Origin of the sequence: Ruegeria sp. HKCCD8929 (assembly GCF_013031405.1) — a bacterium.
In the GTDB taxonomy this organism is placed as follows: Bacteria; Pseudomonadota; Alphaproteobacteria; order Rhodobacterales; family Rhodobacteraceae; genus Ruegeria.
In genome coordinates, this window is the sequence record NZ_WPZY01000003.1 from 448,685 (window position 1) to 463,286 (window position 14,602).

At 63.3% G+C, this 14,602-nt stretch carries 13 protein-coding genes and 1 tRNA gene; 8 read left to right on the forward strand and 6 right to left on the reverse strand.

What is annotated here, in order from left to right; translation table 11 throughout:
• The first annotated feature begins 33 nt into the window (after positions 1-33).
• From GOX53_RS07135 to GOX53_RS07155, 5 genes are all read left to right on the forward strand, one after another.
• Positions 34-972, forward strand: coding sequence for an aldo/keto reductase (locus GOX53_RS07135; RefSeq protein ID WP_171174795.1), 939 nt, complete (start codon positions 34-36; stop codon positions 970-972).
• Positions 969-2,042 carry an FAD-binding oxidoreductase gene (locus GOX53_RS07140; RefSeq protein ID WP_171174797.1) on the forward strand — a complete coding sequence of 358 codons (1,074 nt, stop codon included), beginning with the start codon at positions 969-971 and terminating at the stop codon, positions 2,040-2,042. The genes GOX53_RS07135 and GOX53_RS07140 overlap by 4 nt, the downstream gene beginning before the upstream one ends.
• On the forward strand, positions 2,039-2,692 hold the full coding sequence (locus tag GOX53_RS07145; protein ID WP_171174799.1) for a DUF938 domain-containing protein: 654 nt from the start codon (positions 2,039-2,041) through the stop codon (positions 2,690-2,692). Before GOX53_RS07140 ends, GOX53_RS07145 begins: the two co-directional genes overlap by 4 nt.
• Before the next feature lie 74 nt (positions 2,693-2,766).
• Positions 2,767-3,105: a carboxymuconolactone decarboxylase family protein gene (locus tag GOX53_RS07150; protein WP_171174801.1), complete on the forward strand. Its 339-nt coding sequence runs from the start codon at positions 2,767-2,769 to the stop codon at positions 3,103-3,105.
• An 80-nt stretch (positions 3,106-3,185) separates the two neighbouring features.
• Positions 3,186-3,617, forward strand: coding sequence for an EF-hand domain-containing protein (locus GOX53_RS07155; protein ID WP_171174803.1), 432 nt, complete (start codon positions 3,186-3,188; stop codon positions 3,615-3,617).
• Here the strand turns inward: GOX53_RS07155 and GOX53_RS07160 are convergent.
• From GOX53_RS07160 to GOX53_RS07180, 5 genes are all read right to left on the reverse strand, one after another.
• On the reverse strand, positions 3,614-4,378 hold the full coding sequence (locus GOX53_RS07160) for a hypothetical protein (protein ID WP_217351681.1): 765 nt from the start codon (positions 4,376-4,378) through the stop codon (positions 3,614-3,616). The two genes, GOX53_RS07155 and GOX53_RS07160, sit on opposite strands and share 4 nt — an antisense overlap.
• A 52-nt stretch (positions 4,379-4,430) precedes the next feature.
• Positions 4,431-6,938: an FAD-dependent oxidoreductase gene (locus GOX53_RS07165; protein WP_171174806.1), complete on the reverse strand. Its 2,508-nt coding sequence runs from the start codon at positions 6,936-6,938 to the stop codon at positions 4,431-4,433.
• A gap of 205 nt (positions 6,939-7,143) precedes the next feature.
• Entirely contained in the window at positions 7,144-8,547 is a 1,404-nt protein-coding gene (locus GOX53_RS07170; protein WP_171174808.1) for an FAD-binding oxidoreductase, read from the reverse strand.
• A gap of 60 nt (positions 8,548-8,607) precedes the next feature.
• Positions 8,608-10,401, reverse strand: coding sequence for a gamma-glutamyltransferase (gene ggt, locus GOX53_RS07175; protein WP_171174810.1), 1,794 nt, complete (start codon positions 10,399-10,401; stop codon positions 8,608-8,610).
• Positions 10,402-10,553: 152 nt separating this feature from the next.
• A complete protein-coding gene (locus GOX53_RS07180) occupies positions 10,554-11,540 on the reverse strand; it encodes a D-glycerate dehydrogenase (protein ID WP_171174812.1) in 987 nt (328 codons plus the stop codon).
• 139 nt (positions 11,541-11,679) lie between these two features.
• Between GOX53_RS07180 and GOX53_RS07185 the strand changes: the two genes are divergently transcribed.
• Complete coding sequence (locus GOX53_RS07185) at positions 11,680-12,201, forward strand: SH3 domain-containing protein (RefSeq protein WP_371810263.1); 522 nt, start codon at positions 11,680-11,682, stop codon at positions 12,199-12,201.
• Positions 12,202-12,213: 12 nt separating this feature from the next.
• Here GOX53_RS07185 and GOX53_RS07190 read toward each other — a convergent pair whose 3' ends face one another.
• A complete protein-coding gene (locus GOX53_RS07190; RefSeq protein WP_171174813.1) occupies positions 12,214-13,122 on the reverse strand; it encodes a haloalkane dehalogenase in 909 nt (302 codons plus the stop codon).
• 88 nt (positions 13,123-13,210) lie between these two features.
• On the opposite strand from GOX53_RS07190, the gene GOX53_RS07195 reads away from it, so the two are divergent.
• Together GOX53_RS07195 and GOX53_RS07200 are read left to right on the forward strand one after the other, a co-directional pair.
• Positions 13,211-14,203 carry an NADPH:quinone reductase gene (locus GOX53_RS07195; RefSeq protein WP_171174815.1) on the forward strand — a complete coding sequence of 331 codons (993 nt, stop codon included), beginning with the start codon at positions 13,211-13,213 and terminating at the stop codon, positions 14,201-14,203.
• An 89-nt stretch (positions 14,204-14,292) separates the two neighbouring features.
• A tRNA-Gln gene (locus GOX53_RS07200) sits at positions 14,293-14,367 on the forward strand.
• Positions 14,368-14,602 lie beyond the last annotated feature (235 nt).

Consider the following 14,602-nt stretch of genomic DNA (forward strand, 5'->3'; position numbering starts at 1 on the left):
TTCGCCGCGCCGGGGGCGTGCAATTCTCCGCCCATGATTTGCAGATTGACCAGCCCCAACGGCACGCCAGCCAGTTCGTTCGCCTTTGGCACCATGCAGTTCGGCGGCCGCGCCGATGCGGCGCAGAGCCGGGCCATGTACGATGCGTGCCGGGCGGCGGGCATTACCCATTTCGATACCGCGCATGCCTATACAGATGGCTATTCCGAGACGCTGCTGGGCGGGATGATCGGCGCCGAACGCGACCGCGTGCTGGTCGCTACCAAGGTCGGCTATCAGGGCGGTGCGGGGGCCGCGAATATGCGGGCGCAGTTCGATGCCTCTCGGCGGCGGCTGGGGCTGGATGCGGTGGACATCCTCTATCTCCACCGGTTCGACCCGGAAACCGATCTAGCCGAGACCATGGCGTGTTTTGCCAAACTGAAGCAGGCCGGGCAGGTCCGCTATGTGGGCCTGTCGAATTTCGCCGCCTGGCAGGTGATGAAGGCGGTGGCGATTGCCGCCCGGTTCGATCTGCGCATCGACATCCTGCAACCGATGTACAGCCTGGTGAAGCGTCAGGCCGAGGTCGAGATCCTGCCGATGTGCGCCGATCAGGGCATCGCGGTGGCGCCCTATTCTCCGCTGGGGGGTGGGTTGCTGACCGGCAAATACACCCGGGGCGGCGTCGGGCGGCTAAGCGAGGACAGCCGGTATGCCGCGCGCTATGGGCAGGAGTGGATGGCGGGTACTGCTGCGGCGTTGGCGGAACTGGCTGATGAGCTGGGTACCTCCCCCGCCACGCTGGCGGTGGCGTGGGTTGCGGCCCATCCGTGCCAGCCCATGCCGATCATCTCGAGCCGCGGCGCTGAGCAGATCGCGCCGTCGCTGGCGGCGCTGGATTATGACCTGACGCCAGAGCTCCACAACCGGATCGCGGCGCTCAGCCCAACACCGCCCCCTGCAACTGACCGTCTTGAGGAGCGGACATGATCGACTTTCTGATTATCGGCGGCGGCATCGCCGGGTTGAGCGTGGGCGCGCATCTGTCCACGCATGGCTCGGTCACCGTGCTCGAGGCCGAGGATGCGCTGGGGTATCACGCGTCGGGCCGCTCGGCGGCCTTGTTCGAGCAGAATTACGGCCTGCCGCCCACCGTGGCGCTGAGTCGGGCCAGTGCGAACTATCACCAGACCGCCAATGGTGGCTATCTCAGCCCCCGGGGGCTGCTGTTGATCGGTGGACCGGACCAGAGTGCCTCCTTCAGGGCGGATGTACGTGATCTTGGCATGCACGAGATCACCTTTGACGAGGCCCGCGCCCGCATCCCCATTCTGAACCCCGACGCCGTGGCCTTTGCCGCCTATCACGAGGATGCGCAGGACATCGACACCGACAGGATGCTGCAGGATTTCGCGCGCGAGATCCGCTCCAATGCCGGGCAGGTTCTAACCAAGCGACGAGTGACAGGCATCACCAAGGAGCAGCGCTGGCAGGTCGAGGCGGGCGAGATGTTCGAGGCCCGCAACCTTGTCAACGCCGCAGGCGCCTGGGCGGATCAGGTAGCGCAGATGGCCGGGATTGCGCCCATCGGAATCACCCCGTGCCGCCGGTCGATGGCCCGCCTGCCCGCGCCGGGCGGTCATGACGTATCGGGCTGGCCAATGATGCTGGGTGTCGGCGAAAGCTGGTATGCGAAACCGGATGCGGGCAAGCTGCTGGTCTCGCCCGCCGATGCCGACCCGGTCGAGCCACATGACGTCTATGCCGACGACATGGTGCTGGCCGAGGGGTTGGCGCGCTATGAAGAATATGTGACCGAGCCGGTGACACGGGTCGAAACCAACTGGGCCGGGCTGCGCAGTTTCGCCCCCGACAAGACGCTTGTGCTGGGTCCTGACCCTGATCAGCCGTCCTTTGTCTGGGTCGCAGGCCAGGGTGGATACGGGTTTCAGACCGCCCCCGCTGCCGGGCAACTGGTGGCGGATCTTGTGACCGGCACCGCGCCGGAACTGGCGCCGGACATGGTCGCTGCCCTGCGGCCAGAAAGGCTGCGCCGATGAGTAAGCGAACCCTGCCCCCCAATGCCAGCGTCGCCGAACAGGGGGACGGCGCCAAGCTGATCGCCCCCGCCGCCAGCCGCAATGTGGACGTGCTCTGCGATCTGCTGGCTCAGGTCGCCCCGCAGGACGGCCGGGCGCTGGAGCTGGCAAGCGGCACCGGCCAACACGTCGTCGCCTTTGCCGCTCGTCTGCCCGGCCTGCTCTGGCAACCGACCGAAGTGATCGCGGAGCGCATCACCAGTATCGACGCTTATGCGCAAGGTATACCCAATATCCTGCCCGCTCACACTCTGGACGCACTCCAACCCGGCTGGAGCACCGAACACACGGGTTACGACCTGATCGTGCTGATCAACCTGCTGCACCTCATTAGCTTGCCCGAGACCGAAACCCTGATCACCGAGACCGCACGAGCGCTGGCGCCCGGCGGACGGTTCGTCCTCTACGGCCCCTTCATGCGCGGCGGCCAACTGACCAGCGAGGGCGACAAGCGCTTTCACGCCGCGCTAACCATGCAGGACGCCGAAATCGGCTATAAGGACGATTTCGACATGATCGACCTGATGCAGGCCGCGGGGCTGGAAATGGCCGAAGTCATCGAGATGCCCGCCAACAATCTCGCCCTGATCGCAGCAAAACCCCTCACCTGATCAAGATCAAAGTCACGGGACAAGCACCTCCTTACACATGCAGATAACGAGATGTTTGCAAGGAGACCTCATCCGTGATCTGGAACGATAAACTGTCCGCCACACGCGCGGGTCTGCGCAACCTAAACACGGCCATGCCGGACACGGCCCGGACCTTTGGGTCGCTCGGCAAGGCGGTCAAAAAGGGCGGCGTGCTGGACTTCAAAACCAAGGAATTCATCGCGCTCGGCATTTCGATCGGAATCCGTTGCGAGCCCTGCATCTCGTTGCACACCGAAGCGCTGGTCAAGGCAGGCGCCAACCGGGATGAGGTCGCGGATGTGCTGGGCATGTGCATCCAGATGGGTGGCGGCCCGTCGATGATGTACGCCGCCAAGGCCCTGGAATGCTTTGACGAATTGTCGAGCGCATGACCTGCGGCGATTTGGCGCCGACGGTTCGGACGAGGCTAACCGTTGAAACCAGACACCAACCGAAAAGGAAGGATTTCGAGATGAAGGGCCTGACAATCGCGCTCCCCGTTTTCTGCCTGATAGCCGGGATGGCCATGGCACAGGGCGGCGCCCATTTCATCGAAAACTGGGATGCAGACGGGGATGGCAGCGTGACACTGGACGAAGCGCGCGAAAAGCGCATGGACGTGTTCTACATGTTCGACGCGGACGAAAACGACCACCTTGATGCCGCGGAATACGACCTGTTTGATGAGACCCGCGCCGCTGACATCGCAGCCAATGACATGCCAAAATCGTTCAAGGGTCCGGCCAATGCCTTGAAGCGCGAGTTCAACGATGCGGACGGAGATGGGCTGGTCAGCAAGGCCGAGTTCCGCGATGGAACCGAGGCCTGGTTCGTCAAGCTGGACCATGACGGCAACGGCGTGGTCACGCTCCGGGACTTTCAGAGGATGAAAGAGGGCGGCTAAGGCGCCCTGCCCCCGCGCGACAGGAACCGGGCGATGACAAAGAACGCGCCCACCAGCAGTGCGGGCAACACCAGGATCTTGAAGATGAAGACCGCAAGGATGGCCACGTAGCTGCGCAGCAGGTCATCCGCGCGGTCCGAAACGTTCCTGACGATTTCCTGATACCGCTCCGCCTCTTCCATCGCACCGCTCAGGTTCTGCCACCAACCGTCCGGGGTGGAACCTTCGGGCATCGCCCCTTCGGCCTCGGCGCTGATTTCGGCAATGACCGCAGCGTTTTCGTCCCAGACATCGAGGGTCAGACCGTCAGCGAGAACGCCGGACAGCAGAACCGCCGCCGGCAGCGCCAGCGCCAGAAACAGGCCATACCACACCAGACGCCGGGACAGCGCCACGACCACATCGTGCCGCCCGATCCCCCGATCCATCATCCATATGCATAACGCCACGGCCACCATCCCGGCACCGACCGCGCTGACAGGCCCCATCGCCACCGACAGCACTCCGGTCACGATCATCACGTTGAATACGACGGACGCAATCCGCTCCACCGTGTCGTCTATCGGTTCGAGAAACCGGAATGACTGAGCCGAAGCAGAGGCGACCAGCGAGCCCCCGACCTCGACCTCCTGCGCGGCGGACAGAACCGCGTTCAATGTCCTGAGCGAGACGTAGATGCCGGCGCTGGCAGTGGCCACATCCCCGGCATAGTCGCGAGCGGCCTCGGTCACCGGGTTGGCGCGGTAGAAGACCGTCGCCAAAAGAGCGATCCCCGCGCAAAGTGCGAGGACCGCCATTCGCACGGGGCGATGCTCAGCCATCCTTGCGGATGGTTTCGTTCTTGGGATCGTAAGGGCTGTCGCAGGTGACGACAGCATCCCACAGCTTATCCTGCATCTTGACCTTCAGCTTGGTTCCTTCGGCCGCCAGCTCAGGCTTCACATAACCCATGCCGATGGATTTCTCGAACGCCACCGAGTAACCGCCCGAGGTCAGACGACCTACGCGCTCGCCTTCCGGCGTGTACAGCGCCTCGCGGCCCCACGGGTCGGCATCGTCCGGACCGTCGATCAGCAGGGTACAGCATTTCACGCGGATGCCGGTCTCTTCCAGCTTGGCTTTGCCTTGGAAATCCTTGGACAGATCAACAAAGCGCGGCAGGTCGGCCTCCAGCGGAGTTGCGTCGCGGCCCAGTTCGGTACCGAAGGCGCGATAGGATTTCTCCTGACGCAGCCAGTTCTGAGCGCGCGCACCGACCAGCTTCATGCCATGCTTCTCACCGGCTTTTTCCAACAGGTCGAACAGGTAGTTCTGCATCTCGATCGGATGGTGCAGTTCCCAGCCCAACTCACCGGTATAAGCCACGCGGATCGCGTTGACCGGGCACATGCCCAGCTCGATCTGACGGGCCGACAGCCATGGGAAGCGTTTATTGGACAGCGCGGTTTCCGGATCGGCGTCCTTGATGACCTCTTTCAGAACGTCACGCGATTTGGGTCCCGCGATGGCGAAGACGCCCCACTGGGTGGTCACGTCCTGGATCTCGATATAGCCGAACTCCTCCATCTTGTCCTCGGCAGCCTTGCGCAGATAGTCGGCGTCGTATTCGGTCCAGGCACCGGCAGAAACGATGTAGTAGTTGTTCTCGCCGTTGCGGACGACGGTGTATTCGGTGCGGGTGGTGCCGTGCGAGGTCAGCGCGTAGGTCAGGTTGATGCGACCGACCTTGGGCAGCTTGTTGCAGGTGAACCAGTCCAGGAATTGGGTGGCACCGGGGCCTTTGACGGCATGCTTGGTGAAGGCCGAGGCGTCGATCAGGCCAACGCCTTCGCGGATCGCTTTGGCCTCTTCGACGGCATATTGCCACCAGCCGCCACGGCGGAACGAACGGCTTTCCTTGTCGAAGTTGTCCGACGCGTCCAGCGGGCCGAAGTAGTTCGGGCGTTCCCAGCCGTTGACCCAACCGAACTGTGCGCCACGAGCTTTCTGACGGTCGTACGCCGGCACGGTACGCAGCGGACGGCATGCCTCACGCTCTTCATCTGGGTGGTGCAGGATGTAGACGTGTTCGTAGCATTCTTCGTTCTTGCGTGCCGCGAACTCGGTGGTCATCCAATTCGACGAGTAACGCTTGGGGTCCAGCGAGGCCATGTCGATCTCGGCTTCGCCATCGACCATCATCTGCGCCAGGTAGTAGCCGGTGCCGCCAGCAGCGGTGATCCCGAACGAGAAGCCTTCGGCCAGCCACATGTTGCGCAGGCCCGGTGCCGGGCCAACCAACGGGTTGCCGTCGGGCGTGTAGCAGATCGGGCCGTTGAAATCGTCTTTCAGGCCGGATTCAGCACAAGACGGGACGCGTTCGGCCATTGCCATGTACTGATCGGCAATCCGGTCCAGATCCAACGGGAACAGATCCGCGCGAAAGCTGTCCGGCACACCATGTTCAAAGCGCGCAGGCGCGCCGTGTTCATAGATGCCCAGAATCCAGCCACCGCGTTCTTCGCGTGCATAGGATTCGTTGTCGGCGTCGCGGACAACGGGGTGTTCAGGGTTGCCCGCTTCGCGCCATTTGACCAGCTCGGGGTCCTTGTCCATGACGATGAAGGTGTGCTCGACCGGGATCGCGGGCATCTTGATGCCCAGCATCTTGGCGGTGCGCTGCGCGTGGTTGCCCGAAGCGGTCACGACATGCTCGGCAGTGATCACCACCTGCTCGTCGCTTTCGACCAGATTACCGCCCTTTTCGACCATCTTGGTGCAGGTGACTTCCCAATGGGTGCCGTTCCAGTGGAAGGCGTCGGCCTGCAGCTTGCGGACGATATCAACACCGCGCTGACGGGCACCCTTGGCCATCGCCTGGGTCACGTCGGCAGGGTTAATATAGCCGTCCTCGGTGTGGTAGATTGCGCCCTTCAGATCCGAGGTTTCGATCAGCGGCCAGCGTTCCTTGATCTGCTCCGGGGTCAGCCACTCATATGCAACGTCACAGGTCTCAGCGGTGGACGCATAAAGCATGTATTCGTCCATACGCTCTTGTGTCTGCGCCATACGCAGGTTGCCCACCACGGCGAAGCCTGCGTTCAAACCAGTTTCTTCCTCAAGCGTCTTGTAGAAGTCGACCGAGTATTTGTGGATGTGAGTCGTCGCATAGGACATGTTGAAGAGCGGCAGCAGACCGGCCGCGTGCCAAGTCGAGCCCGACGTAAGCTCGTCGCGCTCGATCAGCATCACATCGTCCCAGCCCGCCTTGGCCAGATGATAGGCAATCGAGGTACCGACGGCGCCACCGCCAACGACCAGTGCTTTGACTTGGGTTTTCATAAGCCCGCTCTCCGGATTGAGTCTGTTTGGCAAGGTTTATGCCCAAGCCCGCCGCGAACCGCCAAGTCCATCCGACGCAAAAATGTGCAAAACCGACCTTGGCGCCCCGCACCCGCCGATTATGCGGCGGCATTTGGCCGGGAATGCGTATTTGGGGCAAGAAGAAGCAGGGCCCGTGCCCCGGAAGATCGTCGTGGTGCCCGGGTCAACCAGGCAGGATTTTACCGGGGTTCATGATGTTGTCGGGATCGAGCGCGGCCTTGATCATCGCCATGTACTGCGTGGCGGCCCCAAGCTCTTTTTCCAGATAGGGTTTCTTGCCCTGCCCGATCCCATGCTCACCGGTGCAGGTGCCGTCCATCGAGATGGCCAGATCGTTGAGCCAGCCGACGAAGGTCTCGGCGTTGGCTACCTCATCGGCATTTTCCATATCGATCAGCAGCAAGGTGTGGAAGTTTCCATCTCCGACATGGCCCACGATGGGGGCCAGCAGGTTTAGCTCAGCCGCCTTGTCCTGCGCGGCGGTCACGCATTCAGCCAACCGTGAGATCGGGACACAGACATCGGTCGAGATGCCGCTGGCGCCGGGGCGCAGTTGCAGCGACGCCCAGTACATGTCGTGGCGCGCCTGCCAGAGCTTGTTGCGCTCCTCGGTCGAGGTGGTGGCGGCGAAGTCGGTGCCGCCGAATTCCTCGGCAATCTGACCGAAGGTTTCGGCCTGTTCCACCACGCCCGCGTCAGACCCATGGAACTCCAGCAGCAGCAGGGGCGTTTCGGGAAGGTCGAGTTTGGAATAGGCGTTCGCGGCGCTGACCGAGCGTTCGTCCAGCAGCTCGATCCGGGCCACCGGAATGCCGAATTGGATGGTCATCATCACCGCGCGGCAGGCGGCGTCGACTGTTGGGAAGGAGCAGCGGGCCGAACTGATCGCCTCGGGGATGCCCTGAAGGCGGAGGGTTATTTCGGTGATGATACCCAAAGTGCCCTCGGCCCCGATCAGCAGTCGGGTCAGGTCATAGCCTGCCGAGGATTTCTTGGCCCGTTGCCCGGTGCGGATGATCTGTCCATCGGGCATGACCGCTTCGAGGCTGAGGATATTGTCCTTCATCGTGCCATAACGCACCGCGTTGGTGCCCGAGGCGCGTGTCGCGGCCATGCCGCCCAGCGAGGCGTTGGCGCCCGGGTCGATGGGAAAGAACAGGCCCTGATCGCGCAGGTGGATGTTCAGATCCTCACGGGTCACGCCAGGCTGGACTACGCAATCCAGATCCTCGGCATGCACGGAAAGGATGCGGTTCATCTGAGTGAGATCCATGGAGATCCCACCAGCCGGCGCGTTTACGTGCCCTTCAAGCGACGTGCCGGTGCCGAACGGGATGACGGGCACTTTGTGGGCCGCGCATGTTTTGACGATCTCCGCGACCTCATCGGTCGAGTGCGGAAACACCACCGCATCGGGCGACTGGTTCTGAATCCAGGTTGTCGTGTGGCCATGCTGTTCGCGAATCGAGGTGCCGGTTTGCAGCAGGTCGCCGAAGCGCTGTTTCAGAATGCCGACGACCGTCTCGATACCGGTCTCGTTACGTGGCAATGCGCTGGCCTGAACCATGTCCGTTCCCTCCCCTGACGGACCGGTTGTGCCCCAGCCCGAAGGCCGGGGCAAGGCCGGTCACTCGCCCAGTGCGATGCCTTCACGCCGGGGATCTGCACCGCCGCGTAGGGTGTCGCCGATCTCGATGGCGTGCAGGCCCGAGGTCAGGTCGCGAGCATTGACCTCATATCCCAGCGCCGTCAGGGCGTCAGCCATGTCGGCAGCCGAGGTACCCTCTTCCACATCATAGGTGCCGAAGCGGTTGACCAGATGCGGCAGCGCCAGCGCCTGCTGCACATCCATGCCCCAATCCGCCCAGGCAATGATCGACTTGGCCACGTAGCCGATGATCCGGCTGCCCCCGGGCGAGCCGATGGCCAGAACCGGCTTGCCGTCCTGCATCACGATGGTCGGGCTCATCGACGAGCGCGGGCGCTTGCCCGGTTCCATCCGGTTGGCGATGGGCACGCCGTCCGAATGGCTGCGGAACGAGAAATCGGTGAGTTCGTTGTTCAGCAGGAACCCGTTGGTCATCAGCCGTGAGCCGAAACCGTTCTCGATGGTGGTGGTCATCGACAGGACGTTGCCCTGCGCGTCCACGATCGAGATATGCGAGGTCGAGGGCAGTTCGATCGATTCGTCATCGGCCCAATTCAAGGCGTGGTCGAACTCGGGGCTGCCTGCGGACACCTCCGCCAGCGCGGCTTCGGCATTCAGCAGCGCCGCACGCCCGGCCAGATAGTCCGGATCGACCAATCCGCTTGTGGGCACCGGCACGAAATCGCTGTCGGCCATGTAGCGGCCCCGGTCCGCGAAGGCGAGGCGCGAGGCGTCGCCGATCAACCGCCAGGCTTCGGTGCTGTCGGCCCCCAGCGCGGCCAGATCGTAACTGTTAAGCGTGCCGAGGATTTGCCCGACGGTCAGCGCGCCCGAGGATGGCGGCCCCATGCCGCAGACCTCAAAGGCACGATAGGTGGCGCAAACGGGTTCGCGCTCGATCACCTGATAGAGTGCCAGGTCGATCCCGGCCAGAACGCCCGGATTGCCCGGAGCGGACCGCACCGTGTTGACGATCCCGGCGGCAATATCGCCGCCATAGAAGCCCGCCGCGCCCTCTTGCGCCAGCACGCGCAGGGTTTCGGCATAGGCCGGGTTTTTCAGCAGATCGCCCTCGGCCAGCGGCGTGCCGCCGGGCAGGAAATACTCGGCCGTGGCCGGGAAACGGGACAGGCGCTCGGCGTCGCCTTCGACCAGACCCGCCAGACGGGGCGAGACCGCGAATCCACCCTCGGCCAACCGGATGCCGTCGGCAAAGAGGCTCGGCCAAGGCGTGCTGCCCCAGCGGCGATGCGCCTCTTCGAGCAGGGCGGGCGTGCCGGGTGTGCCGACCGAGAGACCACCGACCACGGCATCGAAGAATTTGAGCGGCTCGCCGCTCTCATCTTGGAATAGCGTCGGCGTGGCCGCACGCGGGGCGGTTTCGCGGGCATCGAGCGTGGTCATCTCTCCCGATGTTGCATCATACCAGACCAGAAACGCGCCGCCGCCAAGGCCCGAGGATTGCGGCTCGACCAGCCCCAGAACGACCTGCACTGCAACCATCGCATCAGCGGCCGTGCCACCTGCGCGCAGGATATTGGCCCCGGCCTCGACCGCCAGCGGATTGGCGGCAGCAACCATCCAGTTCTGCGCCTCGACCGGCTGACCGTTGGCCTTGGCCTCTTGCGCCGCCGTCGCTTCGGGCGACAGGGCCTGAACCTGCCCGGTGGCCGCGGCTTCGGGTGCCACCGCGTCGGCGGTTTCCTGCGCCAAGGCCGGGGCAACCGTGGTCATGGCGGACAAAAGCAGACCTGAAATCAATCCAACGCGCATTCTTCCCTCCCAAATTTTTGCTGATAACTCAGGCGATCCTGCCAGCCGAACTCGGGGGTCACAATCAACGGTTGAGCCTTGCAAGCCCACCGGCGGAGTTTCGCCTTTCCCTCTGAGACGAAAACACCCGGCGCGATGGCCGGGTGTTGAATTTACAACATCGAGGGCACAACCTGATCGGGCGGGCGGTGGCCATCCTCAAATGTCTTGATGTTGATGATCACCTTTTCGCCCATCTCGATCCGCCCCTCCAGCGTGGCCGAGCCCATATGCGGCAGCAGCACCACATTGGGCAGTTGCCGCAGCCTGGGGTTCACGTTGATGCCGTGTTCGTACACATCCAGCCCTGCCCCCGCGATCTCGCCCGAGCGGACCATGCGGGTCAGCGCGTTTTCGTCAATCACCTCGCCACGGGACGTATTCACGATCACCGCCGACGGTTTCATCAGTTTCAGACGCCGCGCATTCATCAGGTGAAAGGTCGAGGGCGTCGACGGGCAATTGACCGAGATCACATCCATCCGCGCCACCATCTGATCGAGACTGTCCCAATAAGTCGCCTCAAGCTCATCCTCGACCTCGGGGCGCAGGCGGCGGCGGTTGTGGTAATGCACCTGCATGCCAAAGGCCCGGGCCCGGCGGGCAACCGCCTGTCCGATGCGGCCCATGCCCAGAATGCCAAGGCGTCGCCCGCCGATACGCCCGCCCAGCAGCGCGGTGGGCGCCCAGCCGGTCCACTCGCTTTTCTGCATGATCGACAGCCCCTCGGGGATGCGGCGGGTCACGGCAAGGATCAGCGCCATGGTCATGTCCGCCGTGTCGTCGGTCAGAACCCCGGGCGTGTTCGAGATGAGAATGCCCCGCTGCCGCGCGGTGGACACGTCGATATGGTCCACCCCGGCGCCATAGTTGGCGATCAGCCGTAACTGCTCACCCGCTTGCCCCATCAGACCCGCGTCGATGGTATCCGTCACGGTCGGCACCAGCACATCGGCGGACTTGACCGCAGCGACCAGTTCGGTGCGCGTCATCGGCGTGTCATCCTCACGCAGCGCGACATCGAAAAGCTCGCTCAACCGCGTTTCCACCGCCTCGGGCAACCGTCGCGTAACGACAACACTCAGACGTTCTCTTGCCACTTGAGCTCTCCCACAGCTTTGCATTCAGGCGCGCGCCATGGCATCGTGGCGCAGGATCAGGCGGGGCACAAGAACCCCAAGCGGAATTGACGCAGCCTTTTTTCCGACCCGGGTCAACAGGCATAAGAGCGGACAGACAGTGAGGCAGTCGGTATCGGTGAAACGCCAGTGTCTGGCGGCGGTTTCGTTTCTCTTTCTCGTTTTCTGCGTCCAGGCCGCCAGCGCCGAGGCGCAGCGCGGTCAGGTCACCAACCTGCCGTTGCCGCGCTATGTCTCGATGAAGGCGGCCGAGGGCAATGTGCGCCGGGGCCCGTCCCTGACCCATCGAATCGATTGGGTGTTCAAGCGCCGCGACATGCCGCTGCAGATCACCGCCGAATACGGCAACTGGCGCAAGGTCCAGGACCGCGACGGCGCCGGCGGGTGGGTGCACTACGCGCTGCTGTCCGGCGTCCGCACCGTGCTGGTCGAGCAGGACATGCTGCCGGTCTATGCCAGCCCGGATCAGAACGCGCCAATCAACGCGCATTTCGAATTGGGAGTCGTCGCGCGGCTGGGCAAATGCAGTCTCGACTGGTGCCGCATATCGGCAGGCGGCTATCGCGGATGGACCCGCAAGAGCAACTTGTGGGGCGTTGACGCCACCGAGTTACGCGACTGATCGGAACCTGTTTCAGGACGTGCGGGCGATGAAATCATTGGTCAGATCAGCCAGCGCCTCGCCCACATCCTCCTGCAGGAAGTGACCCGCCCCCGGCAGCACCACATGCGGCTGCCCCGTCGCGCCGGGACACAGGGTCTGAAACACCTTGTCGATCCCGGCCATGATCTTGTCCTCGGCGCCAAACGCCGTCAGCACCGGCGTGTCGAGCCCCCGGATCACTTGCCACGCCTGCCGGTTCGGCTCCGCCGCCGGATCGTCCGGCCCGTCCGGTACCAACATCGGAAACTGCCGTGCACCCGCCTTGTAGCTGTCATTCGGAAATGGGGCGTTGTAGGCCGCGACCTCCTCGTCGGACAGCTTCGAAACAGTCCCGCCATATACGATCCGGCCCGCGTTGAAGTCGGGCACCTCCTGGCTGAATGTGCGCCACAGGGCAAACGCCTCCCCCAACGGCTGGTCCCCGGTCGGCAACGCCGTGTTGGCGACCACGACGCGGGCAAACCGTTCGGGCATCTCGGCCCAGAGCCGCAGCCCGATCAGCCCACCCCAGTCCTGGCACACTATGGTGATGTCTGTCAGGTCAAGCTGGCGCAAAACCTCGCCCATCCAGAACACATGGCGGGCATAGGTATAATCCTCGCGTTGCGCAGGCTTGTCTGACTTGCCAAAGCCCACAAGATCCGGCGCAATCACCCGATGCCCCGCAGCGGCAAAACGTGGGATCATGTGGCGATAGAGATAGGACCAACTCGGCTCGCCATGCATCACCAGAACCGGTGCCGCATCACGCGGACCTTCATCGACGTAATGGACCCGTAGAGTGCCACCCTCGGCATCGTCCACCTCCAGATAGTTCGGCGCAAAAGGATAGTCCCTCAGCCCTTCGAAACGGTCGTCCGGTGTGCGCAGCGCCTTCATGTCGGATCCTCCCTGTTACAGGATCAAGCCTAGCATTCGCCGCCGACCCGGCTAGGGTGGACGTCACGGCATTTGCAGAGGCACCGCAATGAAAGCCATCACCTATCGCGCATTCGGGGCGGCACGAGACGTGTTGCAGGTTGAAGACCTCGAAAGCCCCACTCCGGGGCCCGGCGAGGTGCTGGTCGATGTTGCGTTCTCTGGCGTGAACCCGTCCGATGTAAAAGCCCGCGCAGGCGCCCGACCCGGCGTGACCAAACCGCCCTACCCCGTGATCGTACCGCATAGCGACGGGTCGGGCGTGATCTCCGCCGTCGGCGACGGCGTGCCTGAAGGCAGGATCGGAGAGCGGGTGTGGATTTGGAATGGCCAATGGCAACGCCCTTTCGGGACCGCGGCAGAGCAGATCGCGCTACGATCGGAACAGGCCGTCCGGCTGCCGGACTCTGTCTCGCTGGAAACCGGCGCGGTTCTGGGCATACCCGGCTTGACCGCCTGCCACACGGTTTTCTCGGGCGACGACATCGCCGGGCAGACGGTGCTGGTCCAGGGCGGTGCAGGCACCGTCGGATATCTTGCCGTGCAACTCGTCAAATGGGGCGGCGCCCGGGTCATCGCCACCGCCGGCAGCGGCAGCCTGAACCGGGTGCGGTCCGCCGGAGCAGATATCGCGCTGGACTACACCACCCCCGATCTGGCCGAGCAGATTCTCGATGCCAATAACGGCCAGCCGGTACATCGAATCGTCGAAGTGGAATTCGGCCGGAACGCGGAAACCGATGCGGCTGTCATCACCGAGAACGGGCGTATCAACGCCTATGGCTCAGCCAAGGCGACGACACCGCCCCTGCCCTTCTACCCGTTGATGTTCAAGTCCGTGACACTTGAGATGGTTCTCATCTATCTGCAACCCCCCGAAATCCGTAACCAAACCATCGCGCAGCTGACCTGCGCGCTAAAGGAAGGCGCTCTCGATTGCCCGATTCAATCAGTGTACGACCTGTCCAACACCGCCGCCGCCCACGAAGAGGTCGAGGCCGGAGGACGCACCGGCGCGGTGCTGATCAGAACCGGTTCCTGACCCCGCCAAAAAATGCACTTTGGGCGACATTTTTTTGGCGGGCGGCTCTTGAACCCCAAGTTCAACACGCGTAGATAGCCGCTCACCGTTGGGGTGTAGCCAAGTGGTAAGGCAGCGGTTTTTGGTACCGTGTATCGTAGGTTCGAATCCTACCACCCCAGCCATGATTTTCCCTTGTTGCGCCGTCCGGTGTGAATCGGTGTAGCGTGACAGAGCTTTTTTCAGCGTTTGACACGCTGTAGCGTGACAGAACTTTTTTCAGCGTTTGACACGTAAAATTGCAGCAAGATGATTCTGTGGCGAGAGCTCTCTGTGGCCTGTGCCTCGGCCAAAGTACTTCGCATTGACCTTCCCCCGCGATCAGGGCCGGTTTGATCTGGAATCTTCCGGTTGGGTGTC

Excerpts from the sequence above, each read along its gene's own strand:
- GOX53_RS07135 (WP_171174795.1), top strand. The coding sequence starts at position 34 with ATGATTTGCAGATTGACCAGCCCCAACGGCACGCCAGCCAGTTCGTTC.
- GOX53_RS07140 (WP_171174797.1), top strand. The coding sequence starts at position 969 with ATGATCGACTTTCTGATTATCGGCGGCGGCATCGCCGGGTTGAGCGTG.
- GOX53_RS07145 (WP_171174799.1), top strand. The coding sequence starts at position 2,039 with ATGAGTAAGCGAACCCTGCCCCCCAATGCCAGCGTCGCCGAACAGGGG.
- GOX53_RS07155 (WP_171174803.1), top strand. The coding sequence starts at position 3,186 with ATGAAGGGCCTGACAATCGCGCTCCCCGTTTTCTGCCTGATAGCCGGG.
- GOX53_RS07165 (WP_171174806.1), bottom strand. The coding sequence starts at position 6,938 with ATGAAAACCCAAGTCAAAGCACTGGTCGTTGGCGGTGGCGCCGTCGGT.
- GOX53_RS07170 (WP_171174808.1), bottom strand. The coding sequence starts at position 8,547 with ATGGTTCAGGCCAGCGCATTGCCACGTAACGAGACCGGTATCGAGACG.
- ggt (WP_171174810.1), bottom strand. The coding sequence starts at position 10,401 with ATGCGCGTTGGATTGATTTCAGGTCTGCTTTTGTCCGCCATGACCACG.
- GOX53_RS07190 (WP_171174813.1), bottom strand. The coding sequence starts at position 13,122 with ATGAAGGCGCTGCGCACACCGGACGACCGTTTCGAAGGGCTGAGGGAC.
- GOX53_RS07195 (WP_171174815.1), top strand. The coding sequence starts at position 13,211 with ATGAAAGCCATCACCTATCGCGCATTCGGGGCGGCACGAGACGTGTTG.